Genomic DNA, 24,136 nt, shown 5'->3' with positions numbered 1-24,136 from the left:
TGATGCGTAGTTGCTCTACTCGATAAGCTGATAACGCAGTAGAAAGTGACCACAATTGCTGCCCGAAGGGTACGTCCAAAAGCGTTTCACTCTTTGTTGAGAGGTGTTTTGCGTAGAATAACTAGGCTACAAACCTCTCGCCGCGATTGAAACGCTTTTGCTGCGTACAAAATTTAACCGCGAAAGGTCAACACGCCCTCGTAGTTGTTTGTTGCATAAACTGTTTCAGAGCCGTTTGATGAGGCTTTATAAAGTGGCTCTCAGCAAACTTTCCTTGTTCTTTCGCTAGACGACTTCGTTCTTCTCGGTCATAAACAATTTGGGTAAGTGAGTGGTCAGCGTTTTTTAAATTTGGCTTGTAAACCCTCCCTGCCACAGAATTGGCGTTGTATATCTCTGGGCGATAAATTTTCTGGAATGTTTCCATCGTACTTATCGTGCTAATCAACTCTAAATTGCTGTAATCATTTAATAAGTCGCCAAAGAAATAGAAAGCAAATGGCGCAGCACTGTTCGGTGGCATGAAATAGCGCACTTCTAAGCCCATCTTTCTGAAGTATTGCTCTGTCAAAGATGACTCATTAGGTTGGTATTCAAAGCCCAAAACTGGATGTTGATTATCAGTGCGGTAGTAGGTTTTGTTGTCAGAAACACTGAGACAAATCACAGGTAGCTTTTTGAAGTTGTTTTTGTAGGTATCTGAGCTGACAAAGTGCTTGAACAGTTGCCCGTGTAATTCACCAAAGTCAGATGGCACACTAAATTTCGTTTGGTCTTTGTTGTGATTCAGAAGAACAACACTGAAGTCGTAATCACGTACGTAAGAAGAAAAATTGTTGCCGACAATACCTTCAAAATGTTGGTTAGTTTGCTTGTCAAAGACACTGGTTTTTAGAATTTCTATCGATGGAAAAGCTTCTTGGCTATCGCCAAGTTTGATGTCAACAGAAACGATTTCGAGCTTAACGTTATAACGGTCACCAGTAGGGTTGTCCCAATGAGCCAATGCATTAAATCGACTGTCTACCATTTTTAAAGCATTTTGAAGGTTGGCTTGGCGATGCTCGCCTCTAGCTAAGTTTGCAAAATTTGTCGTTACGCGTGTATTTTCAGCGGGTTGATAATTTTCATCAAATTCAATGCTTTTGATAGCGAAGTTAAAATCATTACTCATAATTTTTGGTATCCAACTTTTAGTTTGAATTAGCCATCTGAACGTCACTAGTTGTGTTCGTTGCAAATTAGGTTCGTATTAACAAAACGTTTTTGATCTAGTTCGGTTATTTGGTTTTGTTATGGTTCTGATGGTTTTTATACCGAGAATGGAATATGAAGAAAAATGCTTTTGGTTCACATTGAACATGAAGAATCTTCATGTATAAGAAATGACTGAACGCAGGAAAATAGGATTGGTGAAGGACGAAGGGGATAGTGAACAAATGTTGGGTATGAAAACGACAAAGAAAAACTGGGCTTTGATAGCCCAGTTTTGAATCGTAAGGTATTGTTTTATTTAGCAGGGCAATGGAATTCGCCTTTCCAATCCCACTTGCGGTTCCATTTTTGCGGCGCCGAAAGGTTCAAAGAATCCTGAGCAGGGTTAACGCCTTTAGACCATTGTCTTGCTTGGTAAACATGACCCATATAAACAACTCGATCGTTCGAAGAATAAGGTACAGATTCGACCCAAACATCTGGTACGTCGTTGTTTTGTGTCAGCAATCGCCAAGTTGAGCTAGTCCCCGGTTTGGCTCTAGTCCACCATTTGGCCTCGTAAACTTTACCCTCGAATTGAACTTGCTGACCGCCATTGTATGCACCACTTTTCCATGCAGGGATACCCTCAAGAATCTGAGGATCTGGCTGTAAACAAGTGTTTGCAGGTTGAGATTCAAAGTAAACCCAACCTTCATTACCACAAGACCAAAGGCGTCCAGAATTCGCATCAAACATTGTCTTACCCAAATCTTGAGTAAAACGACACTCTCCACCGCCAGGTTTACCCTTTGTGAGCTCGAAGTTAGGAGCGGCATTAATGCCTGAAGAGAGTACAAGCCCAGAAATTAGCGCTGACATTGCAATTGATTTCATTATTAAGTGACCTTGGTTCATATTTTGATGGCGTGGATATTATTCTGTCTCCAAAGTGAGAACAAGGGCGATTCATCATTGAGATTCTTGAGTATTAAAAATGAGACAAAACTGCAACACATACAGTTCGGCTGCCTACGAAGATAAGGGTTTGGGAGTGAAAAATGCGAGTCTAGTTGGGCTGTATAGCCCAACTATGAAGAGATGCTTAAACAGAACAGATCGTTAGATTACCGACAACATGATGCGGCTTAGGTGCGATATATATCAACTAGTTCGTTGACTTACCCAAGAGCCATTTGAAGCCAAATACGTTGATCAGTGCTCCGGTAACAATCAACAAACCGCCCAGATAGGTCCACATGGTGGGGATTTCATTGAAGATCACAGCGCCTAAGATCGCAGAAAATACGATTTGTACATAGGAATAGGCTGACGCTTTACCTGCAGATTGAGTTTGCATGGCTTTGGTTAGCCCATATTGACCGACCTGCGTAAACACACCCACCAAAATCAGTAAACAACCCAACCATAAGTCTGGCATCACAAAATCATCGCCCATCATGAACAAAGAAACCGGGACTGCAATCATTGGAAAATAGAAAATAATGACCGAAGGATCTTCGCTTTTACTCAATTTGCGAACGATGACATAAGCAACAGAGCTGCCCAAAGCACCCAATAAGCCCATCGCAATACTAAACAAAGGTAAATGACTAGGTTGTGCCGAAGTTAGGGTTGGCTGAATCATCGCGACCAATCCTAGTAGGCTAAGAAGGATACAAATTGCTGTTGCTTTGCTGATGTTTTCCTTTAGGAGAAACACCGCTAGAAGTGCTGTGAAAACTGGGTGAACGTATTGGAGAATAGTGGCTTCTGCCATGGGCAGAGAGGTGACCGAATAATACACACACATCAGCGCTGCAGTGCCAATAGCCCCTCTAGCAAATAGCAGTGGCTTATTGTTACCCCATAGCGATATTCCTTTGCGCTTGACGTCCAAATAGCTAATCACCACAGAAACCACTGCGCGTGCTGCGACAATTTCAAATAGGGGAATGCCATGTTGACTGACGTATTTCACGCAAGCGGCCATTAACGCAAACCCTAAAGCTGAAAGAAGCGCGAAACGAACACCAACGGGTAATGATGAAGCCAAATTGTTAGACATGACGGGGATACAAGCGAGCAAAACTCAATGGTATCACATTGATTCAAATACGTTGTCTTGTATTCCAACAGGGAGAGAAAATTATTCTACATGTCAGATACTGTCGTGTTAGGCTTCAGCCTTTGGGACGTTATTGGTTGTATCCCTATGGAAAAAGTTCTTCTCAGCTCATGTCTTATGGGCAATAAAGTTCGTTACAACGCTAGTGCTTTGTCTATTGCTAAAGATGATATGGATTGGTTGAAAAACCATACGGCAATTCATCACTTTTGCCCCGAAGTTCAAGCTGGCATGCCAACCCCACGGCCTCCTGCAGAAATCATAGCCGGCAATGGTCTTAGTGTTTTAAAAAGCAATGCAGCGGTAAAGGGAGATAACGGGGTCGATGTAACCGACTTATTTGTCTTGGGTGCGAATAAAACTCTGGAGTTTTGTCAAAGACATGGCATTCGGTTTGCGATTATGGCCGAGTCTAGCCCATCTTGCGGAAGTTCCTCAATCTATGATGGTAGCTTTGGTGGCGTCAAAAAAGAAGGACAAGGAGTCACGGTTGCCTTGCTCGAAAAGAACGGAATTAAGGTGTTTAGCCAACATAATCTGTCTGAGTTGCGTTTGTTGATAAATGATAGTCAATAACCATAAAGTGAATGAAACAACATTTGTGTGAGGGACTTTCATGAAGCAGTCAATCGTTCATGTCGCTTTAGTCGTGAGAGATTACGATGAGGCACTAGATTTTTATGTGAACAAACTGAAGTTTGAGCTAATCGAAGATACCTACCAAGCTGAACAAGACAAACGTTGGGTGGTGGTTTCACCTCCGGGTTCGAACGGTGTGAGCTTATTGTTAGCCAAAGCGTCCAAGCCCGAGCAGATCGATTTCATTGGTAATCAGTCAGGCGGCAGAGTTTTTTTGTTTCTGAATACCGATGATTTCTGGCGGGATTATGATCGAATGCGCTGCGAAGGTATCGAATTTGTACGACCTCCCTCTGAACAAGATTACGGTACGGTAGCGGTCTTTAAAGATCTCTATGGCAACTTGTGGGACTTATTGCAGTTAAACTCAGACCATCCGATGTATGGGCGTTAGTTGTAGCTATAACCAAACTTTCAATAGCATCAAAACAATTTCTGACGTGATAGTTGCATTTCTGCATTTCTGCATTTCTGCACTTCTGCACTTCTGCATTTCAGAATTGAGGTAGTGCTAATGTTTTTGTCGGAGTGAAATAGGCTATAACAATCTTAACAAAAACCAATTTTCTTCTTGATGCGATGATCGAGAGCTAATTGTGCCCAATATGGAAGGAATGCCAATGAAAACACAGAGAATGATGGTTAACTTAATCAGCGACGATTTGGCTGCATCCAAATCCTTCTATCAAGAATTGTTTGGGTTTGAGGTTAAATCCGAAAGCGACTGGTTTGTCCAATTGGTAAGTGATTCCTGCTCAATTGAATTGGGTCTCATCGTTACTGGTCATGAAATCATTCCAAAAAATGTTAGTACTCAAGGAGCTGGTTTTTATCTTACCTTTGTAGTCCAGGATGTTCGAGTGACTCAAGAGGCCGTCAAATCCGGTGGGTATGAAATTATTCAGCAACCTGAATTGACTCCCTATGGTCAGCTCAGGATGCTGCTACGCTCCCCAGAAGGCTGTGTTATCGACGTATCGAGTCCTTTCGGTGATGCGCCAAACAAAAGGTTAGACGGGAGTTTTAATTCAGATTCTAATAACTGAATTGTTTTTTACTTCCGCTAACAGTTAGACAGTCCTGAATAAGTAGGCTGTAATTAAGCGAATCGAATGTGATATTGGGGATAGATAACGATGAAAACCATGACATGTAAGCAACTCGGCGGTGCGTGCGATTTAGCTTTCTCGGCAGAGACATTTGAAGATTTGGTTGAGCAAAGCAAACAACACGGTATGGAAATGTTTCAGCAACAAGATGTCACCCACTTAGCAGCCATGGCCGAAGTTCAACGTCTCATGCAAGACCCCAAAGCAATGCAAGCGTGGTACGAAAGCAAGAAACTAGAATTTGATAACCTGCCTAGCGACTAAAGCTTTTGGGTCTACTTTCTTTTTATTTATGAACCCATAGGACGCGGCTTATCGAAAAAGAAGCCTTGAGCCAGGTCGATGCCTATTTGCTGAGCGAGAGTTAGTTGAAGCTCAGTTTCTATGCCTTCGGCAAGAATTTTACCTCCGAATGCATGAACCGATCTTACAACGCGTTCTATTTCTAAAATGATTTGATCAGACTCTCCTAAGCGGCTAATCGTTGAAATACAAAGTTTGGTCACTTCTGGTTTTACGATATCTATGGTTTGCAAATCGAAAAAACCACACCCCACGTCATCTAGCCAAAACTCGTATCCATATGCTCTGTAGTCATCCATTTTGGCTTTTACTTCGTCCCATTCATCAACAGGTAGATGCTCGGTCAACTCGAGTTTGAGTAAGGATGGATTCGGGTAAGTTTTTAGCAATTGCTCAATACTCGAATCGAAAAGGAAGAATGGGGTGATGTTAAGCGTCAAAATAGGGTCTTTGTCGGTTAACTGGGTCAATTCGTTATGTTTAGTGAGGTGTGTTTGCAGCGCCGCTTTTTCTAGCTCTGCTTCGCGACCAAGTGCCAACGCTGTACCAAACAGCTTATCGGCAAAGTGCAATTTTGTCTCTAAAGGTCCGCGGATTAGAGCTTCATAACCAAAAAGCTGCTGTCTTTGGATGTCTCTAACGGACTGCCAAAATGGAACCAGTTGATTGTTCTTCAAGACTGAATCGAATTCTTGCTGCGAACTAGACTGTATAGAGGATATAGAACAATGTTGGGCAGATTGTACTTCACCAGTTGCATCGACAGAATCAAAAGGTTGTTTTTTAGAATTCACCTAACTTACCTATTTTTGGAACAAATTTTAAAAAGAAGTTTTAAGGTATCACCAAAGCGCCACTATAAAGCGGTTCTTAGTATGTTAATAGTCAATATTGATGTTTGACTTGTTCAATGAAACTGAATTAGAAGTTCGAGTGGTTAAGAGTGACATAACTTCTGTGCTTGAGTTATCGTTTTACTCACCATTAGAACTGCTTCGTACAAATCCGAGATGGAAAAACAAACTCTTAGAGAACTTATAGGTAAACGAGTTTTAGGCGTGCTAGGTACGTATACGGACGGCGCCGATAAAATGGACGTCTACATATGTGGCGTTGAAATACCAGACGAGACAAGTTTGAAGTTAAGCTTCCCCAAAGGCCATTCTCTTAAGGGCGGTCAACTGGTGACGTTGCATTTGGATAATCGCACCGGTGTTTCCGAGTACGATGCAGAGCTATCGGTTTATCGTCTGTCCTACAAGGCAGAGGTAAAGAGTATAGATAGTGATTTTACCGTTACCTTGGGGGCACTTGAATATCAGGTCTACTACGGAATATCAGCAGTTAAAAGCTATCAATCAGAAGATTATCAGTTCCCTCGTGATGATAGACCGACAATCTCTTTACCCAAGTCACCATTGACTCAGGTTCCAGCTATCGATGACGAGGAGCATGACAACAAAATTGGGGTGTTACTGACCTACGCAAATCGACAACCTCATACTACCGTGATGGCTTTTTTATCATCGGTGGATGATGACATCTTCTTCATTACCTTTCCAAGTACGTTTAAAGGGCAAGTACTGCAAAAAGACAATCGCTGTTATTTTGCCATTGACGGTAGAGCAACATTTACCTTTGAGCAGGCAATCGAGTGGAACTACAGCATCATTCGTGGCTCAGTGTTTCAGGTTCCCAAAGACACTGAGCTGTTTGGCCAAATTAGAGAACTGTTCATTACGAAAAATCCTTGGGAAATGGGATTCTTTAGCCATCCCGACATCGAAATGTACCATCTAAAAGCTGAACATGTTGTTTGTCCTAAAATGGCCGATTTTGAATAGTCTTGGAGATGTCTGTTAGCTGTTTGGCGACAGCTCTTGAACGCACTCGACGATGACATTGAACACTTCACGCATCCGTTTGGAAGTATGCAGTTCCCGATGACATACCACCCAAGCGTCGAGTTCGATAGGCGACTGTAACTGAGGAAATGCCGGTTTAAGCATGGGGTAGCTGCCGGCGATGTGGTCTGGTAGAAACCCTAGCCCTAATCCCAATCTCATCATTTCCACCTGAGACGCTTGGTTGTCAGTCAGCACAAAAAAGTTTTCTTCTGTCAGCCGCCAACCTCGTTGATTTAAGTACTGAATCATTCTCGGGTAATCTTCGACACCAATGATTTTTAGCTCTTCACAAGGTATTTCATCATCTGCGCTTAAGGTTTCGAGGTAACTATGGTGTCCATACAGCCTGATGGTTTCGCTAAATAGTTTTTTCACGATGAGATCCGGTTGTTCAGGTCGCTTGTACCGGATGGCGATATCGGCTTCTCGCTGACCAAGATTTGATAGCTGGTTTGAGACACGAATTTTTAGTCGCACCTTGGGTGCAGTTTCGGCTAAACGTTTAACGATGTGGGGAGCAAGGTAATGTCCATCCATTTCGGTGACGGCCAAAACAACTTCACCTTCAGCTTCTTGCTCATGGCCCGCAGCGGTCATGGCAATCTGGCGAGCAGATCCATACATATCTTCAACGTGGTCCAACAACGCGAGACCGCTGTCAGTAAGCTTTATCCCGCCTACTACGCGATCAAAAAGTACGAGGTTGAGCTCCTCTTCTAAAGCCGATATCTGTCGACCGACGGTTGGTTGTGTGCTGTTGAGTTTTCTCGCTGCAGCGGAGAGCGAGCCTTCTTTGGCAACGAATAAAAATGTTCTGGCGTAATTCCAATCGAACGAAAGGGCGTTTAAGTCCATGACTATACATTTTTGTATGGAGGTTAAACGTATTATGCCAATACCAATACAAAAAAGTATAGATACAATTTGTCTATCTACCCGGTTACGCTATTTGAGAAGGAAAAGACAATGCGAGTTATGGTTTTAGGATCAACCGGTGCTACTGGCAAGCACGTGGTCAATCACCTGCTTGAACAGGGTCACTTAGTCACTACTTTAGTGCGAAATGGCCAAGGTGCCGCAGTTGACCCGAATTTGACAGAGTTGACAGGTACCGCGCTCGACATGAATTTTGTCGACTTAGTGAGTCAGATTAGTGACTGCGATGCCGTGGTCAGTTGCCTGGGCCATAATCTGTCCTTTAAAGGTGTTTATGGCGGACCACGGAATTGGCTACAACTCACAATTGAAAAATTGGTAAAAGCTATTGAGGAAATTCAGTCAACGTCAGACAAAAAAGTTAAATTGATTTTGATGGGCAGCAGCGGAGTCAGTGTTAATCAAGAGATCACTAGCCTTGCACAACGTTCAGTTGTATTTTTGCTTCGTCATTTGCTACCACCTCATAAAGACAATGAACTGGCAGCACAAACTTTGTTAAACGCGGATTCAAATATTGAATGGTCGATTGTTCGCCCTGACGGGTTAGTGAATGAGACAAAAATATCTTTATATCAGGTATTTGCATCGCCTATTCGCAGTGCAATATTCAATGCGGGACAAGTTAGCCGAATAAATGTCGCCGATTTTATGGTGCAACTTGCAACCGACGAAACGCTTTGGCAGCAATGGAAGGGGCAGTGCCCGGTACTGTATTCGGAGCAGAGCGTTAAAGAAACCGCATTGAATCAAAACGGTGAGGTGGCTTAGTGTTGCGGTTTTTGATTGCTTTTTGGTTTCTTGTATTGGTTATTAATTGTGATTTGGTTTTTAATTCTGAAAATATTTGTAATTATGGTTACAAATATATTAATAGCTGGGCTGGTTCCTTATGCTATTAATTTGGTATTTCTAGACCGAAGCGAAATAAATAAATACAATTTTTAAGTCATTGTATTTAAAAGAAATAAAAAATATAAATGATAGATATATTAAATTCTGATGATTTACATCAATAACTTGTAAGTCGCTATCTGAAAAATAGGCGCTAGATAAGATTCTGATTTTTCATTTTTGGAGTAAGAATGTCTAGCGATAACCAGACTGAGTATCAAAAGAACAGACGACCGGCGTCATCGTTCTCTAAGCGTCAAGAATACCTTGAACACGAACTGGAGATTTCGGATTTCAAACGCTGGCGTATGCATTTACCTTTCCGTGATTTTGGAGTAGAACTAGAAGATTGGGTTCCTGCCCTCGCAGCGACTATCGGTAAAGTGGTCATGGTTACCGCAATGGTTGCCGCATTTGCAGCGCAGTTTGGCCTGTCGCCGGAATTTGTCGCTGAAAACGTGCGTTTCGAACTTCTTATTGCAGGTCTCCTTTTTGCCATATTTTTCTCTGCAATGCTCAACCCTAGAACGAACCTAGCTGGTACCCATGGCCCAATGATTCCGCTTATTCCGTTAATTGCGGCAGCCGGTGGCCACCCACTAGCACTTGGCATCATGGTTGGTGTATTCGGAATGCTGCTCAGTGTCTCCAAAGGCGGCTCTAAACTGGTTAAATTGACTGGTGAAGGTGTTCGTGGTGGCTTGCTGATATATCTAGGTGCGGTTGGCTTGATTGGTCAGTTGGGCAAATTTGAATCTTGGTCAGCGGCAAGCGGTTTTGATTCAGTTTCCTTTGCCGTTATCGTTGTTACTATTGTTTTATACGCGTATTTGGCGAAAGTGGAAAAGCGCTGGTTAGCGATTCCTCTTTGTTCGTTGATTGCCGGTATCGTGGCTTATGTGATGGGCGTTCCGTTTGAGTTCACCACCGAGCCGGGTCTTCCAAATATGAGCCCATTCTACTGGTGGGGTGAAGATACGGGTTGGCAGTTAGGCTGGCCAGAGTTTGACCACTACATTGCCGTTATCCCATTTGCTATTTTGGCGGTTGCAATGTGGTCTCCAGACTTCTTAGGTCACCGCGTATTCCAAGAACTCAACTACCCGAAAAAAGCCAAAAGTGCATTGATGGATGTTGATGACACTATGACGGTCTGTTCTGTGCGCCAAATCGTCGGTGCAGGTTTAGGTGGTGGTAACCTAGCGTCTTCATGGGGTACATACATGATCCCGGCGGCGATTGCCAAACGCCCGATTCCAGGTGGTGCATTGTTAACCGGTTTAATGTGTATCTTTGCAGCGGTTCTTGGTTATCCAATGGATTTGGCAATGTGGGAACCAGTTCTTCGTGTTGCACTTCTGGTGGGAGTATTCCTGCCGCTACTTGAAGCCGGTATGCAGATGGTTCGTAACGCTAGAAACGCGCAAAGTGCAGGTATTTGTATGTTTGCTTGTGCCCTAGTTAACCCAGTGTTTGGTTGGGCAATTGCAATGCTGCTTGATAACTCAGGTCTGATTGGTGATGCAGAACGTTCAAAATCTCTATCTCGTATTGACCGCCTTGCTATTCCATTGGCTGCGGTAACAGTATGTGTTGGCGCTCTTGCTGTAGTTGGACAGCTACCAGGTATTCCAAAACTACTGTAGTTAAACGTTCCAATTGCTATGTTTTTGTATAAGCGCCTAGTGAGGCGCTTTTTTTGTGCGCACTAAACCTAGGTTAATTTGTCAGTTAGTCAAAGGCGCTAATCTGGTCTCAGTCAAACAAAACAACAGTGCTAACGAGATGAATGAGGAGACAGCATGAATGTACAAACCTTACAGTATCTGGCGAAAATTAATCTTCAGTTTGAAACTCCATCTGAAGAATTTTTAACCGCAATGCACCAAAATCACCTGGCAAATTTTCCCTTTAGCAGCGTTGCTGTGTTGCTGAAAAATGAAATCAAAATTGATTCGGAAAGTGTGTTCAACAAAATCGTGGTTAACCAAATGGGAGGCTACTGCTTTGAGCAAAACAAATTGGCCTATGATGTCCTCACCGACCTTGGCTTTGACGTCGAGCTTAAGCTAGCGCGTGTAGTTTACAATCAGAATGTGGATAATCCGCGTACCCATCGAATTTCCATAGTCACCCTTGGAAGCCAAAAGTACCTATTTGATGTTGGTTTTGGTTTTATGGGGCCGAGCTGCCCGGTAAAAATCGAACTGGGATTGGAACAACAATTCTCCGACGGCCGTTTTAGAATAACAGAGATTGACGCTGGCAAATTGGCTCTACAAGTGTGGAAAAAAGCGGGCTTTTTTACCATATATACCTTTGATAACAATGTGTATACTGAAGCAGATTGCAAGGTTGCTAACTACTTTTCACATACCTTTCCGCAGGCAGCCTTTGTCAATAACCTAGTCGTGAGTGTAAAAAAATCTGAGCTTACTTATTCATTGCGAAACAGTGAGATAAGAGCGATTTCAGCCGCCGACGAAGTTGTTCACCGCATTGATAGCGCTTCAAATTTGCACAAGTGGCTGACCAACGTGTTTAACCTGTCAGTTGATCAAGCGGTGTGTGAGTTTTTGTTCAATCGATTTTGTCAGCCAAGCCTAGATCACGCTGAATAAGGTTACAAACACTACGAGCAAGCTTAGAGTACCAAGTTGTTATGGACTTAGCTGTAAGGAGATAAGAGTGTGGAGAAAACTGAACTAGAGCGCGAGTTATTGCAACGGTTGGGTGTTGAGCTGCCATACCCTCTTAAGCATTACGGAGTGAATAGTGAGGTCAAGTTCATTGCTAAGGGTGAAAATCTCGTAAGACAAGGGGATTGCGCGCCGGATATTTTCTATCTAAAAACAGGTCTCGTTCGTTATTGCAGCGTGACGGAAGATGGCAAAGATTACACCCAAGCTTTAACTATTGCTCCTGCTGTCGTTGGCTCAACGCGAGCCATGGTCAAAAAGTTGCCGAGTCTAGTGTCTATTGAAGCTTTGCAAGACACGCTTTGTTTGAGTATAAACTGGAAAGATTTGTATCAAGGATTAGCAAGTCAGCCCGGCTTTTATCCGGCCTACATTCAGATTCTCGAAAACCTGTTCATCCAAAAAGAAGAACGAGAGAACGACTTGGTTAAACTGAGCGCTGAGCAGCGCTACTTAAATTTCATCCATAACAACCCTGACCTTTTGAAACAAGTGCCACTGCAGTACATCGCATCGTTTATCGGTATAACGCCTGTGGCACTAAGTCGGATTCGAGCTAAGTTAAAACTCGGTCAAGTTTAAGGATCTAGAAACCGTGTATCGCGAGGGCAATGAACAGGCCAAAGTTTGCCAAAAAGCCAATCATGAAAAAGTAACTTCTTGGGCTTGGGTTTGTCTCAGTCGCAATCGCGTAGTAAAGGGCCATGTGCGCGAGTCGGGCAATGGCGTAAACCCAAACAAATATGGCCAAGGTTGTTGGATTCATTCCCGCCCAAATTGAAATCAATGCCGGGACGATAAATACCACCACATTCTCTAGCGAGTTAAGGTGCGTTCTATGGCTACGAAAAACGAACGACTCGTGGCTCAGTTGAGCGTCTACGATACCCGGCACATATTGGCCTTGTTTGCGGTGCGCAGCAGATGCCACGATTCCCTGAACAAAGATCGTAAACAAAATAACCCAAATTCCCCACATGGCGACTGTGTATTGCTCAAACATAACAAAATCTCTCCTTTTAAGTTGCGAGCATTTTAGTTGTGCGCAATGTAAATGTAAAGTGGCTTGTTGCAACGTTGAACAATAAAACAACTGAATCTGTTTACGAGCTTTGTCTTAGTTAGATCTTAATGAGTTGATTTTGCGAAAGCTGATCTCGTATTTTGGCTTCTTAAAAGTAGCGTTCCTATGGTCAATAGCAATCCACAAATCACCCAACTCATATGCGGTGAAAAGCTCTCACTGATGTAACCAAATCCAATAGACGCTGCGACACCACCTGAGGTAAAGAACACAGAATCTAGTGATAGTGCTTTGGCGCGATTTTTATCCTCAACACTCTGATTTATCAGCAAAGAATGAGAAGTGTTACCTAACATAAAGACCAGAATAAATAAGAAATATACGAACCAGAATAGAGCCAAATGTTCGACGAAAGTAATTACAATAAGTGTGATGCCAGCGATGAGTCTTGTGACCCAAATAAGGCGCTCATGATCACCTTGAAATAGATTTGCAGCTCTTGTGGCTAGCCACGAGGAAAGTGCATCAGCGGCAAAAAATGTAAAAGAGACCAATCCAAAAATCATCAAACTTTCGGTTTGGGTTAAGTAATTGTCCACCAACAGCTGCCAGTTGTTTTCTACTACGCTCAACGTCAGCCCAAACAACAAAGTGATGGCAAACAGCCTTTTTAACCTAAGCTGCAAGGAAAACTCGAACCTTGATTCATCGTCTAGGGAATTAAGATTTTGAGCCTTGCATTGTGAGGTTTTGGTATTGCTCGGAATCAACAATATCGTTAGAGGTATCATCAGAAAGAAGCCCGTTTTAATGACTGACAAATGTGTCGAGTACGCCGATGTAACCAACGATAAGCTTGATAATTTGGGAAGCAAGCCTGCTGAGAGTGAGCCTAATGCTAGTCCAACAGTCTGCGAGATAGACAGGTAGGCCAGCGCTTGATGAGAATTCACATCCCCTTCTGATTTTTGCCAACACTCGTAAAACAAAGCATCTATTGTCCCTGAATACATCGCTCTGGCGGCGCCTAATATTATTGCTGCAAAAACAATAATATGGAATTCACTGAACATCATGAGGCAAAGGTAGCCAACAGTGTTGAGTGCGGCAGAAAGTAGATAAATTGCACGCCTATCCCATTTATCTGACAGCGCTCCCAAGGGCACTTCTAACAGTGCAGTGGTAGCAGCCCATACTCCCATAATCCAACCTATTTCTGAGAGTGACAAACCGCGCTCGGTAAACATCAACACCAATATGGGTAAAAGAATCCCGACCAAAAACCAATGCAAGAACTGTTGCGAGCCGAAGCGAATTAAAAGCAAAATTTGAGTTGTCATAGTATAAAAAGAATCATAATTTGATCGCTTTTATAATATTCGGCGACAATTGTTGCCATGAAATAATAGAAAGTATCGTTTAACGACCTTATGGGTGACGATTTATGAGGCTAAGATGGATCTAAATAGCAATGGTCTAGATATCAATTTGTTAAATATGATCAAGCGCGAGTTGAAGCAAAAAGGGCTGGATTATCAATATGTGGCGAATCAACTGAAGGTTTCGCAGGTTACAGTAAAAAGGTTACTTAATGGCCAACAATCTATCGCACTAGAGCGATTGCAGGCATTTGCTCAGCTAATTGAATTACCATTGTCTGAGTTGATCCGTCGGGCGGAAGAAGAAAATCAAAGCATCCCAACTTTTACCTCTCAGCAAGATGCACTTTTTTGTCACAAGCCTGCATTGTTTACACTGTGGACAGCACTTTCAGAAGGTAAAACACTTTGCAGAATTCAACGGGAGAACAAACTAGAGCAATCCACGCTTTACTTGATGTGTCGTGAACTAGAGACGGTTGACCTGATTTCTCTGGGCCACAATGACATGGTCAAACTTACAGTACCTACACATACAGCGTTTGCTGTTGGCGCGAATTTTCCTATCTACTTTGTCGACAATGTTTTGTTGGGTCTGCATCAAAGAGTCAGAAATCTTCAAGTTAACGATAGTGACGCGTTTTTGGTTGATCTCAAGCTGGAATTGACACAACAAGAGTTTGAAGACTTAGCAAAAGAGCTGGATGAAAAAATGTTTGAGTTGTTGGCAGAAACGCAGCGGAGAAGAAAAAAAATCACCCAGCCAATATTTGAGTACACGTTTGGACTGATGGGAGCAAAAGGGGCATTTCACGGTGAGCTACCAGATATACATAACTATGTAGCGGATATGCCCCAAAAAAATTAGGACTAGATTAGCTCAGCTAACTCGTCGAGAGCTTTGTTGCGGTTAGTCTGAGCAACGTCTTCTCCCATGTTTAGTGCTTCAGCGTAGACAAAATCAACACTAGTGATCCCATAAAAACCAAGAATGGTTTTTAAATATGGAGTGATAGTGTCACTTTGTTGATTTTGGTGAATGCCACCACGGGTTGTGACGACAATGACTTTACGGTCACCGATCAGGCCTTTAGGGCCATTTTCGGTGTATTGGAATGTCACACCAGCACGAGCCATGATATCGAAGTAGTTTTTCAGTTGAGTTGGTATGCTGAAGTTATACATTGGAGCACCAATGACAACTGTTTCCGCGGCTGAAAGCTCTTTAATGAGTTCATCCGATAGCTTTTGAATGTTAACCAAGTTATCCGACAGGTTTTCCAATGGGGAATTAATCGCAGTCATAACATCAGTGTTAAGTTGAGGAACTGGCGAGCTCGCTAGATCGCGGACTACCACTTCTTTGTCTTTGACTATTTGATTAATGATTTGATTCGATTGAGAATTGTCGCCCAAAATACTTGATTTGATTACGAGTACGTTTGCCATGCTATATCCTTGTTTGTTCAATACTGCTGAGTGCTTGAAAACAAGTTTATGCAGGGCTTACAGATAATTAAATTGGAACGTTTTGACCAGATAGTTCAAAATTTTTGAACCTAACCTTGTGGTTGTTTTTCTATGTTGTTCTCAAGGTTAATTCTTGTTCCGAAGTACCAATCACCACTTTGTTTCGTCCCTGCGACTTAGCTAGATACAAAGCTTGATCAGCAATCTTAATACTGGAATCTAGGTTTGTGATGCCTAGGTTGGGATTAACACCGATACTTGCGGAAATGGATATCTCACTTTCTTCGTGTCGTACTTTCAATTGCTCAAGCTCAGACCTAAACGTGTCTAGCTTGTTGAGGAAAACCGACAAATCTCGTTGTAAAAAGACAACCAAAAATTCCTCACCTCCGTAACGGCATAGGATGGCATCTTCATCAAATTCCGCTTTAAGTTTCTGCGCAAACTCGTAGAGCACCTCATCTCCCAAAGCATGTCCATACTGGTCATTCAGTCTTTTGAAATAGTCGATATCAATAAGGGCAACCAGCGCTTTATTGTTGTATTTGGCCAGTACTTTCGGTACTTCCTCATTTAAAAACCGTCTGTTTCTCAACCCAGTTAATGCATCGTGTGAAGCTTTGTGAGAGTGCCACTCTATTTGACTAAAAAAGAGTAAGCACAGAATCGCGCCCAAAGAAAAAAAGCACAACAAGCTCTGTACCGTGTAGAGAGCGGTCAAATGATATTTTGGTGAGCTACCATATAGATAAATCAAACCAGGCAGCATGACAGCGAAAGTAATAACAACAGAATTCGCTGCAAGGATCCGTTCGCCAGTGGATGTAGATCGGTTGTTTTTGTGGGTCTTCCAAATGATGATGAGCAGTGGGACGACTGCTAACACGTAAAGCTGAACTCTCCAGCCATACTCAGCGGGGTAGAGCTTAAGGAAAAGTACTTGGACTAGCCCAAATAGGCAGGCAGTCACCACTGCCGCAACACTTTGACTTTGCGAGACTTTGTAGCCATACCAAATTCGTAAAGCAAACAAGTAGTAGCATACGGTCAGCCAGTACAAGACATTATTACCAAACACGGCGAAGGTTAGGTTTAACCACTCCCGAGTGACAGAAATAGCAAATGCAGTTGCCATGGCAAAGAAATAACATGCAAACCAAGTAGCACTTCGTTTTTTCTGATCTATCCAACTTTTTCTAATGATATAGAGAAACAGACAGGCCACTAAACAACATGTAACGTTGTTTAGCACTAGTGAAAACTTGAGAATCCCTATTTCTGTCATGATGTGTCGCGAAAATTGATAACTTTCCGCATGTTAAACAGCAAGTGGTAATAGGTCAAAGTGCAAAATAGCCTAACCTATGTCGTATCGGTTTATCGACATCAGCAACGATGAGATTGTTGCGGTAAACGGGCTGATTAGGTAAATGGTTGTCTAACTGACCGCGCTTAGGTACAACTCGGGTTCATGGAAAAAATACCCTTGGAACCACAGGTCTTGGTCTGCAAATAGACTTTTCAAAAGCAAATACTGATGGTGGCTTTCGACGCCTTCAACAATCACCTTCATACCCATGTTCTGGAAGGTTAGGACTAGATGGGCAAGGGCCGAGGGTTTATCTAATAGCGATAGCAGCGATTTATCCAACTTTACGATGGCTAGATTCGGGATAGCCATTGCCATATCGAAATTGGCTCGAGCGATGCCAAAGTCATCCAATGCTAAGGTGAGCCCCAGTTCGGCGTAGCGCTTTAACGCTTTTCTTACATGATGTTGCGACGTGTCACAATGCTCAGAAATCTCGAGCATGAGTTTGATTTCGGGATGATCAAAATGGAAGCGCCGTATTAACGAATACGTTTCTTGGCTTAGCAACTGCTCCGGCCCCAAGTTGATCGCATGATGCACATCAGGGTCTGACGAGCGGGATACTATGGTGTTAAGAGCCTGATCTAAGATCTGAATCAAGTGTCCGCGGTTCTTAACCTTGTTAAGAAGCGCTAAAGTCTTATCCTCTGCACTTTGAGCAGAGCTTTCACGAAGTAAGTATTCAAAACCAATCAGGTTTTGTTGTATGTCTACAATCCTTTGTATCGCGAAACTGTACATGAATGACTCACTGCCCAAGTTTAAAATTTCTGCTCATCGAGCCGAACTTTTCGCTTCAAGTATCGCTGACGCTACCTCTAGTTGCGACCCAAATCACTAAATTCAACAGTAGATTCTATCTAATGCATGAATTTACAATTTGAATGGTAAACCTTAGTTTTGCGGTTAAAGGTAGTTATAAAGTTTGAGTTCTTGGTCGGTATTCAGTACAAACGAGCGTGACTCTTGGGCTAACAGCTTTGTAGTTAGAATGCGCTAACTGTCACTTTTCGATAACCTTAATAAGCTATTTTATTTCATTGTTTTAGAGATAGTTACTCCCTTTTAAATGATTATTTGGTCAATTAATTCGGAGAAAAATGTGATTCGAGACTATAACTTTAGTGTGATTGTTTTTTGGGTTGTCGATTATGAGTAAACATTGGTTGTGGTTAAACCTTTGGTTCACCAGTTTTGTTGGGATTAGTTTTGAGTTGCCAGTTGCGATCGAGCAAGTTGCATATGACAAATACATCGAGTCTTTAGCGGAAAGAGATCCAGTTAGAGTTCAAGACTTCTCAAATATGGCGTCTCCGAGAACGTCAGTAGAGCTTATTTTGTTGCAACAAGCATTTGCATTAGGTGGGATTGACGTTGAACTCAAGTTTGTTTTTGGTCCTGCCGCTGAGCGATTAAAAAGGATGGCCTTGCGGCAAGATGACGTATATATGCTGGCGAACACCGTTTGGGACTCAGCCATTTCTAAAGATTTAGATAAACTATGGGTGAGTACACCGTTTATCGATAAGGGTGAGTATATGGTTGGTTTTTATACCATCTCTCATCGAAGTGACTTGCTAGCGAGCGACTACCAGTTTCAAGCTAACTTATTGCGTGGCGTGAGCAGTTCACAATGGGTTAGCGATTGGAGAACACTACAGGCACTGCCACTTGCCCAATTGCATGATGTCGCGTTGTGGAAGAATATGAAAGATATGGTTTCTAAAGGGCGGGCTGATTTTCTTTTGGCTCCGTTTCAACCGACTGAGAACATGAGTTTTGGCAAAGACGATGTATTCCTACCTTTAAACAACGTCAAAGTTGGGTTGGAAGGCTCACGGCATTTTGTAATATCTAAACAAGCTCCGAGAGCAAAAGAGCTGCACACTGCGCTTAATCAAGGACTAAATATTCTTAAAAGTAACGGCACCATTAAAAGAGCCCTGACAGAATCTGGCTTTTTTAATTCTAGAGTCGAAGATTGGCAGCTAGTGACACCGAACGGCTTAGTTAAAGAATAAAAAAAACAGGCGCTTACTCAAGCGCCTGTTTTTTTAAATTGTGAGGGGAAAGCTATTGGTCAATTTCTTTATTGCTTGTCGCAATTTTCGCAACGATACCGTAGTCAACCGCTTCTTGAGCAGTTAACCAAAAATCACGGTCGATATCGAGCATCACTTGTTCCATCTCTTTTCCTGTCGCATCAGAAATGACTTTCGCAATACGAGTTTTCATCTTGGCAATTTCATCCATTTGTATCTTTATGTCTGAAGCACTGCCTCTACCACCGCCTGATGGTTGGTGGATCATATAACGAGTATTTGGTAGTGAGTAGCGATTGTTTTTTTCTGCCGCTAGGTAAATGTGCGTACCTGCACTAGCTACGTACCCTGAACCAATCATGACAACAGGTGAAGAGATAAACTTAATCATATCGTGAATTGAGTCGCCAGCCTCAACGTGACCACCTTGAGAATTGATGAGGACAGTGATTGGATCATGGTTAACGGCATCAAGATAAGCCAGTTTACGAACCACTTCTTCTGCTTTCTTCTGGTTAATCTCACCAAAGATAAATACTTTGCGATGTTCTAATAGCGGATCGATCTGATGTTGATTGGTGTCCGTTGTTTTTTCGCTAGACGAATCACTCATTGTAGAGTCTCCGAGTTGGATATTTTGAAATGACTTTGCGTTAATAGCAAAAATCCGTGATAACTTTGATTTGGATGTTATCAAAGATATGCAATACGGCGTTTATTCGCAAGTCAAGGTATTGAATTGTGGTATCAAAATGGAGAGCCAAGCATGACAGATTTAAAACTTAGCTGTAAGTGTGGTTGTGTGACAGGCGAGGTCAGGGATATCAAACCGGGCCTGGGAAACCGCGTGATCTGTTATTGCAAAGATTGTCAGAGCTTTGCCTCAGAGCTTGGTAAAGTGGATGTACTGCTCAATCAATCTGGTGGCACGAGTATTTATCAAGTTCCTCCTTCTCACGTACACCTAAAATCCGGTTTAGAACACCTGAAATGTCTTCGACTGACTCAAAAAGGTCTTTATCGTTGGTACTGTGGCCGATGCGAAACACCGGTAGCGAATACGTTAAGTGCAACCTTTCCATTGATTGGGGTGCTACCTTCGTTTGTCGCTGAGAAAGAAGAGCTAGACCGACTTGAAGCGCCGATATACGGCTCATATTGCGTGGATGATGCAACAGCGCCGATCCCTCACGATATGCTAGGTGAGGGAAGAAAGTGGCGAGTTTCGCTTTTCGTTGTGACGAGTTTTCTCAAATGGAAACTGTTGGGTAAGAGTCACCCTAACCCATTCTACCAAGAGAGTGGGTTGGCTTTGACTAAACCGAGAATTGTCAGACGTTGACGTTACCTTGGCATCGAGTTACCAAGGATGAATACTGCCATTCCAGTTGAAAAACTGACCAGAATTCTCTTGGGTTAATGACTCGATCAGTGCTTTTATTCCTATTGCAGATTCATCAACTGTGATTTCCGCATCTTGACCGCCCATATCAGTTTTAACCCAGCCAGGGTGTACTGGGCAGACAATAATTCCTTGGTCAGACAGCTCTAAAGCCATCACCTGAAGCGCTTTATTCAGTGCAGCTTTAGACGTTCGATATCCAATAAAACCCGGAGATTGTCGGGTAAGCGCACCCATCTGGCTAGAAATTGCTACAACCCGAGGGCGATGAGATTTTTGCAGGTTTTTTAGCAAGGCTCGAGTGATCTCCAACGGAGAAATGGTATTGATCGCCAGTGTGTTGAGCCAGTCTTGGGTATCCAAAGTCAAAAAATCTTGCTCATCCGCACCTTTAACGCCGGCATTGTTCACCAGCACGTCGACAGTTTGGCCATCTAATGCGGATTGCAGTTCGATGATTGACTTGCTGTCGGTGACCTCTAACTCTATAAGCTTGATGTTTTGATGATCCGCTAGCGACTGAAGTTGAGCAGAAGGTTTACCACGGTAGGTCGCGATTACGGAATAATTACTGGCTGAAAACTGTTTTACCAGTTCTAAACCTATGCCTCGTGACGCCCCTGTGATCAGTACAGTTTCCATCTAAAATTCCCAGTTTAATTATGTTTTCATTACGTTACGTTAATAATGATACGTGGATCAATTCCCAACCAGGTATTTTCCTTTTGGTGGTTCTGCAATCAATACCATAGCCTCCTGCATCTTGTCCTTCGGGTAGGCAGCAAGACTGGCTTGATGGCTTTCTTTCGAATCCCAAACTTCCCAAACTACGATGGTTTTTGGATTCTCAATATCCCTGTACACGTCGCAGCTAATGCAGCCATCGCTGCCGCGAATATAGGAAGCCACCTGATCAAGAAAATCATGAAGTGTTTGTTCTTGCTGTTCGGCGGCAACAAATTCATTTAGACGTACTACTGACATAGTTGATCCTAGTGCTAATGAAAAATTCTATAGGTGACGAGTCTAGAGTTTTTAGTTTCTGTTTTCTCAGCGAAAACGCACAAAGTTGAACGCCACTGACACAGACTGTCAGTGGATGACAATTTTTGAATTGAAACATAAAAAAAGCTCCAAGTCGTCTTGGAGCTCTGTGTTGTCCAGTTAGTTTCGTTTAGAGATTCATCAAGCTTTCAATACTCTCTTCAAGACTTAAGCCCGAATAGGTTTTGATTTGATTTCCATCTTTTGCGTTGATGGTAATACCGCTGATATCTGAGGTGTCATGTTGCTCAATAACGCCTAATGATTGTTCAACAGAGTTGCAAGTAAGCACGCGATTGTTGCTTAGCACAATAGTGCAAGTTTGTAGATTCATAGCCAACATCCAAATAATATTTATAGTAATCCGAGCGTAAACGTTTGCGCTCAACAGCATAAAATTAGCCCAAATAAAGTCCGGAACGCAAGGCAAATTGCGCTCATAAGCACACTTATTTTTCAACCGTAAGGTAACTGTAAGTTACATAAGAAGTTTATTAGAACTCGCTATATGAACTTTGTGTGTATTGTTATTGGTCACCATTGAGTTCCGAAAATGGCTAGTGTTCCTTGTGGCTTAAGTTAAAATTGTTGCTAAATCTTCGAAGGCTGCTGGACTACTGATATGAAAGTTAATTGCCCACATACTCTTGAGCAATACCAAAAAGCGCGGATTTCTCGAGACAGCCGGTTTGATGGCCAGTTCTTTATCGCTGTGAAAACGACCCGAATATTTTGTCGCCCTGTTTGTCCTGCGAATTTGCCCAAAGAACAGAACGTTGAGTACTACGAAAACAAAGTCAGTGCTTTACAGGCTGGGTACAGGCCATGTCTGCGTTGTCGACCGGATAGTGCTCCCAATTCATTCGCTTGGAGAGGAAGTGAGACCACATTTTCGCGTGCGGTTAGACTGATTGATAGCGGTGCGATGAATAACGAGAGTGTTAACCAACTAAGCGAAAGGTTGGGTATTTCTGATAGGTATTTGCGAAAGCTGTTTGATGATCATTTATCAATGTCACCAAAACACTATGCAAACTACCAACGTTTATTGTTTGCCAAACAACTCCTTCACCATAGCGACTTGCCAATAACACAAATTGCTTTTGCCAGCGGATTTCAAAGTGTACGCCGTTTTAATGATGCGTTTAAAAAACACCTAGCGCTTACTCCGAGTCAAGTTCGCAACAAAAAAGTGGGTGGCGAAAATCTGGTCTTACTCAGGTATCGAGGAAACTACGATTGGCAACATATGATGGATTTTTTGGCGTTACGCAGCATAAATGGTGTGGAAACGGTTGAAAACGGAATCTATCGTCGGATTTTGTCGGAACCTGATATGACAGGGTGGTTTGAACTCTTTTATCTCAAAGCTGGACAAATTGGGTTGCGCTTTGAATTGAAGCAGGTGGCACAGCTACAGAATTTAATTAGTCGAGTTCGGCGTTTGTTTGACATTGATGCGAACATTGAACAGATAGAACGTGATTTAAGCAAAGTTAATAAGGATTTGGTTAAACGCTCTGGCATTCGTCTACCGGGTGTATGGAATTCCTGGGAGGCAGGGGTAAGAGCGGTACTTGGACAACAAGTTTCCATTAAAGCGGCTATAACGCATCTAAATGGCTTGGTAGAAAACGTTAATCAGCAATATTCGCAAAGCTGTTGTTTTCCTTCTGCACAACAAGTGGCAAAAGCGGACCTAGACTTTCTAAGAATGCCCAAGAGCCGGATTGAGACCTTAAAACGATTGGCTGAATTTTGTAGCGAAAACCCCTCAGCTGATCCTCAACAATGGTTGGAGTTAAAGGGTATTGGTCCTTGGACGGTAAATTATGCCAAGCTCAGGTCTCAGTCTGATCCTACTTTGTTGCTAGAAGGGGACCTTGTGGTGAAAAAAGCTCGCAAACATTTTCCAGAATTAACGAGTGAAAACGTCGCCCCTTGGGGAAGTTACGCCACTTTTCACCTTTGGAGTCATGCACAATGAATACACTTTACTATTTTGATCAGTTTCAAACTCGACTGGGCACGGTTATCGTTCAAACGAGTGATTTAGGGTTAACAGGGGTTTGGTTTGAAACTCAAACGACGCAGCCCACCGATTTGGGTAAACACAACTCACAACATCCCCACATCATTAAGGCTAAACAACAGCTCCAGGAATATTTTTCAAAGCAAAGGACGAGTTTTGACCTGGATTTGGCTCCAGAAGGGACTGAATTCCAAAAGCAAGTTTGGTCCGAGCTTACTCGAATTCCATTTGGCGAAAGCCGAAGTTATGCAGATTTGGCGCTGGCGATTGGTAATCCTAAAGCGGTGAGAGCGGTTGGGCTTGCCAATGGGAAAAACCCGATATCTATCATTGTGCCTTGTCATCGCGTAATCGGAAAATCAGGACGTTTAACAGGGTATGCAGGAGGACTGGAGCGAAAACAAAAGTTATTAGAATTAGAGTGTATTCCTTTTAAAATCTAGCCTTGTTTATTGTCATTATGACTGTCATTTTTGAAAATTAACTTATCGAACACTTGTTAACAAACGGAAACATTGGAATTGGAATCTCATTTGGATGGAGAGTTTTCTTGCAATAACGG

Annotated in this window: 28 protein-coding genes; 14 read left to right on the top strand and 14 right to left on the bottom strand. The window is 42.7% G+C overall.

The features are described 5' to 3' along the window. Positions 1-187 precede the first annotated feature (187 nt). The 3 genes from ACXAFJ_RS15000 to ACXAFJ_RS14990 all read right to left on the bottom strand — a co-directional run bounded on the left by ACXAFJ_RS15000 (position 188) and on the right by ACXAFJ_RS14990 (position 3,262). On the bottom strand, positions 188-1,174 hold the full coding sequence (locus ACXAFJ_RS15000) for a DUF1852 domain-containing protein (protein ID WP_475324536.1): 987 nt from the start codon (positions 1,172-1,174) through the stop codon (positions 188-190). A 335-nt stretch (positions 1,175-1,509) separates the two neighbouring features. Beyond that, on the bottom strand, positions 1,510-2,091 hold the full coding sequence (locus ACXAFJ_RS14995) for a hypothetical protein (RefSeq protein ID WP_475324535.1): 582 nt from the start codon (positions 2,089-2,091) through the stop codon (positions 1,510-1,512). Between the two features lie 271 nt (positions 2,092-2,362). After that, positions 2,363-3,262 (bottom strand): DMT family transporter, encoded by a 900-nt coding sequence (locus ACXAFJ_RS14990; protein ID WP_475324533.1) that lies wholly within the window; start codon positions 3,260-3,262, stop codon positions 2,363-2,365. 90 nt (positions 3,263-3,352) lie between these two features. On the opposite strand from ACXAFJ_RS14990, the gene ACXAFJ_RS14985 reads away from it, so the two are divergent. From ACXAFJ_RS14985 to ACXAFJ_RS14970, 4 genes are all read left to right on the top strand, one after another. Next, positions 3,353-3,898, top strand: coding sequence for a 2-thiouracil desulfurase family protein (locus tag ACXAFJ_RS14985; RefSeq protein WP_475324532.1), 546 nt, complete (start codon positions 3,353-3,355; stop codon positions 3,896-3,898). A gap of 40 nt (positions 3,899-3,938) precedes the next feature. Then, positions 3,939-4,355, top strand: a complete 417-nt coding sequence (locus ACXAFJ_RS14980) for a VOC family protein (RefSeq protein WP_475324531.1) — start codon at positions 3,939-3,941, stop codon at positions 4,353-4,355. 226 nt (positions 4,356-4,581) lie between these two features. Next, on the top strand, positions 4,582-5,007 hold the full coding sequence (locus ACXAFJ_RS14975) for a VOC family protein (protein WP_475324529.1): 426 nt from the start codon (positions 4,582-4,584) through the stop codon (positions 5,005-5,007). 90 nt (positions 5,008-5,097) lie between these two features. Next, positions 5,098-5,334, top strand: a complete 237-nt coding sequence (locus tag ACXAFJ_RS14970; RefSeq protein WP_475324528.1) for a DUF1059 domain-containing protein — start codon at positions 5,098-5,100, stop codon at positions 5,332-5,334. Between the two features lie 26 nt (positions 5,335-5,360). Here the strand turns inward: ACXAFJ_RS14970 and ACXAFJ_RS14965 are convergent, their stop codons facing one another. Next, positions 5,361-6,167 carry an EAL domain-containing protein gene (locus tag ACXAFJ_RS14965; RefSeq protein WP_475324527.1) on the bottom strand — a complete coding sequence of 269 codons (807 nt, stop codon included), beginning with the start codon at positions 6,165-6,167 and terminating at the stop codon, positions 5,361-5,363. A gap of 216 nt (positions 6,168-6,383) precedes the next feature. Between ACXAFJ_RS14965 and ACXAFJ_RS14960 the strand changes: the two genes are divergently transcribed. After that, positions 6,384-7,217 carry a pyridoxamine 5'-phosphate oxidase family protein gene (locus tag ACXAFJ_RS14960; protein WP_475324525.1) on the top strand — a complete coding sequence of 278 codons (834 nt, stop codon included), beginning with the start codon at positions 6,384-6,386 and terminating at the stop codon, positions 7,215-7,217. Between the two features lie 15 nt (positions 7,218-7,232). Here ACXAFJ_RS14960 and ACXAFJ_RS14955 read toward each other — a convergent pair whose 3' ends face one another. Continuing rightward, positions 7,233-8,135, bottom strand: coding sequence for a LysR family transcriptional regulator (locus ACXAFJ_RS14955; protein WP_475324523.1), 903 nt, complete (start codon positions 8,133-8,135; stop codon positions 7,233-7,235). A gap of 111 nt (positions 8,136-8,246) precedes the next feature. Here ACXAFJ_RS14955 and ACXAFJ_RS14950 point away from each other — a divergent pair, with 111 nt between their 5' ends. From ACXAFJ_RS14950 to ACXAFJ_RS14935, 4 genes are all read left to right on the top strand, one after another. Then, entirely contained in the window at positions 8,247-8,987 is a 741-nt protein-coding gene (locus tag ACXAFJ_RS14950; RefSeq protein ID WP_475324522.1) for an NAD(P)-dependent oxidoreductase, read from the top strand. Positions 8,988-9,301: 314 nt separating this feature from the next. Next, positions 9,302-10,756 carry a DUF3360 family protein gene (locus ACXAFJ_RS14945; protein WP_475324520.1) on the top strand — a complete coding sequence of 485 codons (1,455 nt, stop codon included), beginning with the start codon at positions 9,302-9,304 and terminating at the stop codon, positions 10,754-10,756. Positions 10,757-10,912: 156 nt separating this feature from the next. After that, positions 10,913-11,731, top strand: a complete 819-nt coding sequence (locus ACXAFJ_RS14940) for an arylamine N-acetyltransferase family protein (protein WP_475324519.1) — start codon at positions 10,913-10,915, stop codon at positions 11,729-11,731. 69 nt (positions 11,732-11,800) lie between these two features. Beyond that, positions 11,801-12,391 (top strand): Crp/Fnr family transcriptional regulator, encoded by a 591-nt coding sequence (locus tag ACXAFJ_RS14935; RefSeq protein WP_475324518.1) that lies wholly within the window; start codon positions 11,801-11,803, stop codon positions 12,389-12,391. 4 nt (positions 12,392-12,395) lie between these two features. Here ACXAFJ_RS14935 and ACXAFJ_RS14930 read toward each other — a convergent pair whose 3' ends face one another. Beyond that, positions 12,396-12,812, bottom strand: coding sequence for an MAPEG family protein (locus ACXAFJ_RS14930; RefSeq protein WP_475324516.1), 417 nt, complete (start codon positions 12,810-12,812; stop codon positions 12,396-12,398). Positions 12,813-12,937: 125 nt separating this feature from the next. Further along, entirely contained in the window at positions 12,938-14,173 is a 1,236-nt protein-coding gene (locus ACXAFJ_RS14925) for an MFS transporter (protein ID WP_475324514.1), read from the bottom strand. 115 nt (positions 14,174-14,288) lie between these two features. Between ACXAFJ_RS14925 and ACXAFJ_RS14920 the strand changes: the two genes are divergently transcribed. Beyond that, positions 14,289-15,080: a helix-turn-helix domain-containing protein gene (locus ACXAFJ_RS14920; protein WP_475324513.1), complete on the top strand. Its 792-nt coding sequence runs from the start codon at positions 14,289-14,291 to the stop codon at positions 15,078-15,080. A 2-nt stretch (positions 15,081-15,082) separates the two neighbouring features. Here ACXAFJ_RS14920 and ACXAFJ_RS14915 read toward each other — a convergent pair whose 3' ends face one another. The 3 genes from ACXAFJ_RS14915 to ACXAFJ_RS14905 form a co-directional block, all read right to left on the bottom strand. Continuing rightward, positions 15,083-15,661, bottom strand: a complete 579-nt coding sequence (locus tag ACXAFJ_RS14915; RefSeq protein WP_475324511.1) for an FMN-dependent NADH-azoreductase — start codon at positions 15,659-15,661, stop codon at positions 15,083-15,085. A gap of 130 nt (positions 15,662-15,791) precedes the next feature. Continuing rightward, positions 15,792-16,967, bottom strand: a complete 1,176-nt coding sequence (locus ACXAFJ_RS14910; protein WP_475324510.1) for a GGDEF domain-containing protein — start codon at positions 16,965-16,967, stop codon at positions 15,792-15,794. 153 nt (positions 16,968-17,120) lie between these two features. Next, positions 17,121-17,795, bottom strand: coding sequence for an EAL domain-containing protein (locus ACXAFJ_RS14905; protein ID WP_475324509.1), 675 nt, complete (start codon positions 17,793-17,795; stop codon positions 17,121-17,123). A 410-nt stretch (positions 17,796-18,205) separates the two neighbouring features. Between ACXAFJ_RS14905 and ACXAFJ_RS14900 the strand changes: the two genes are divergently transcribed. After that, positions 18,206-19,075 carry a hypothetical protein gene (locus ACXAFJ_RS14900; RefSeq protein WP_475324507.1) on the top strand — a complete coding sequence of 290 codons (870 nt, stop codon included), beginning with the start codon at positions 18,206-18,208 and terminating at the stop codon, positions 19,073-19,075. A gap of 52 nt (positions 19,076-19,127) precedes the next feature. Here ACXAFJ_RS14900 and ACXAFJ_RS14895 read toward each other — a convergent pair whose 3' ends face one another. Continuing rightward, positions 19,128-19,709 carry an ATP-dependent Clp protease proteolytic subunit gene (locus tag ACXAFJ_RS14895; protein WP_475324505.1) on the bottom strand — a complete coding sequence of 194 codons (582 nt, stop codon included), beginning with the start codon at positions 19,707-19,709 and terminating at the stop codon, positions 19,128-19,130. Between the two features lie 153 nt (positions 19,710-19,862). On the opposite strand from ACXAFJ_RS14895, the gene ACXAFJ_RS14890 reads away from it, so the two are divergent. Then, positions 19,863-20,438, top strand: a complete 576-nt coding sequence (locus ACXAFJ_RS14890) for a DUF6151 family protein (RefSeq protein ID WP_475324504.1) — start codon at positions 19,863-19,865, stop codon at positions 20,436-20,438. A gap of 18 nt (positions 20,439-20,456) precedes the next feature. Here the strand turns inward: ACXAFJ_RS14890 and ACXAFJ_RS14885 are convergent, their stop codons facing one another. The 3 genes from ACXAFJ_RS14885 to ACXAFJ_RS14875 form a co-directional block, all read right to left on the bottom strand. Further along, on the bottom strand, positions 20,457-21,140 hold the full coding sequence (locus ACXAFJ_RS14885) for an SDR family oxidoreductase (protein ID WP_475324503.1): 684 nt from the start codon (positions 21,138-21,140) through the stop codon (positions 20,457-20,459). Between the two features lie 57 nt (positions 21,141-21,197). After that, positions 21,198-21,482, bottom strand: coding sequence for a putative quinol monooxygenase (locus tag ACXAFJ_RS14880; protein WP_475324501.1), 285 nt, complete (start codon positions 21,480-21,482; stop codon positions 21,198-21,200). Between the two features lie 190 nt (positions 21,483-21,672). Next, positions 21,673-21,876, bottom strand: a complete 204-nt coding sequence (locus ACXAFJ_RS14875) for a hypothetical protein (RefSeq protein WP_475324500.1) — start codon at positions 21,874-21,876, stop codon at positions 21,673-21,675. A gap of 288 nt (positions 21,877-22,164) precedes the next feature. On the opposite strand from ACXAFJ_RS14875, the gene ACXAFJ_RS14870 reads away from it, so the two are divergent. Both ACXAFJ_RS14870 and ACXAFJ_RS14865 read left to right on the top strand, forming a co-directional pair. After that, positions 22,165-23,529, top strand: coding sequence for an AlkA N-terminal domain-containing protein (locus ACXAFJ_RS14870; protein WP_475324499.1), 1,365 nt, complete (start codon positions 22,165-22,167; stop codon positions 23,527-23,529). After that, entirely contained in the window at positions 23,526-24,017 is a 492-nt protein-coding gene (locus tag ACXAFJ_RS14865) for a methylated-DNA--[protein]-cysteine S-methyltransferase (protein WP_475324497.1), read from the top strand. Before ACXAFJ_RS14870 ends, ACXAFJ_RS14865 begins: the two co-directional genes overlap by 4 nt. The last annotated feature ends 119 nt before the right edge of the window (positions 24,018-24,136 follow it).

The organism is Vibrio sp. ABH4_348 (genome assembly GCF_056159765.1).
Note: the sequence above shows the minus strand (reverse complement) of the source record. Positions and strands in the feature narration are given on the sequence as shown.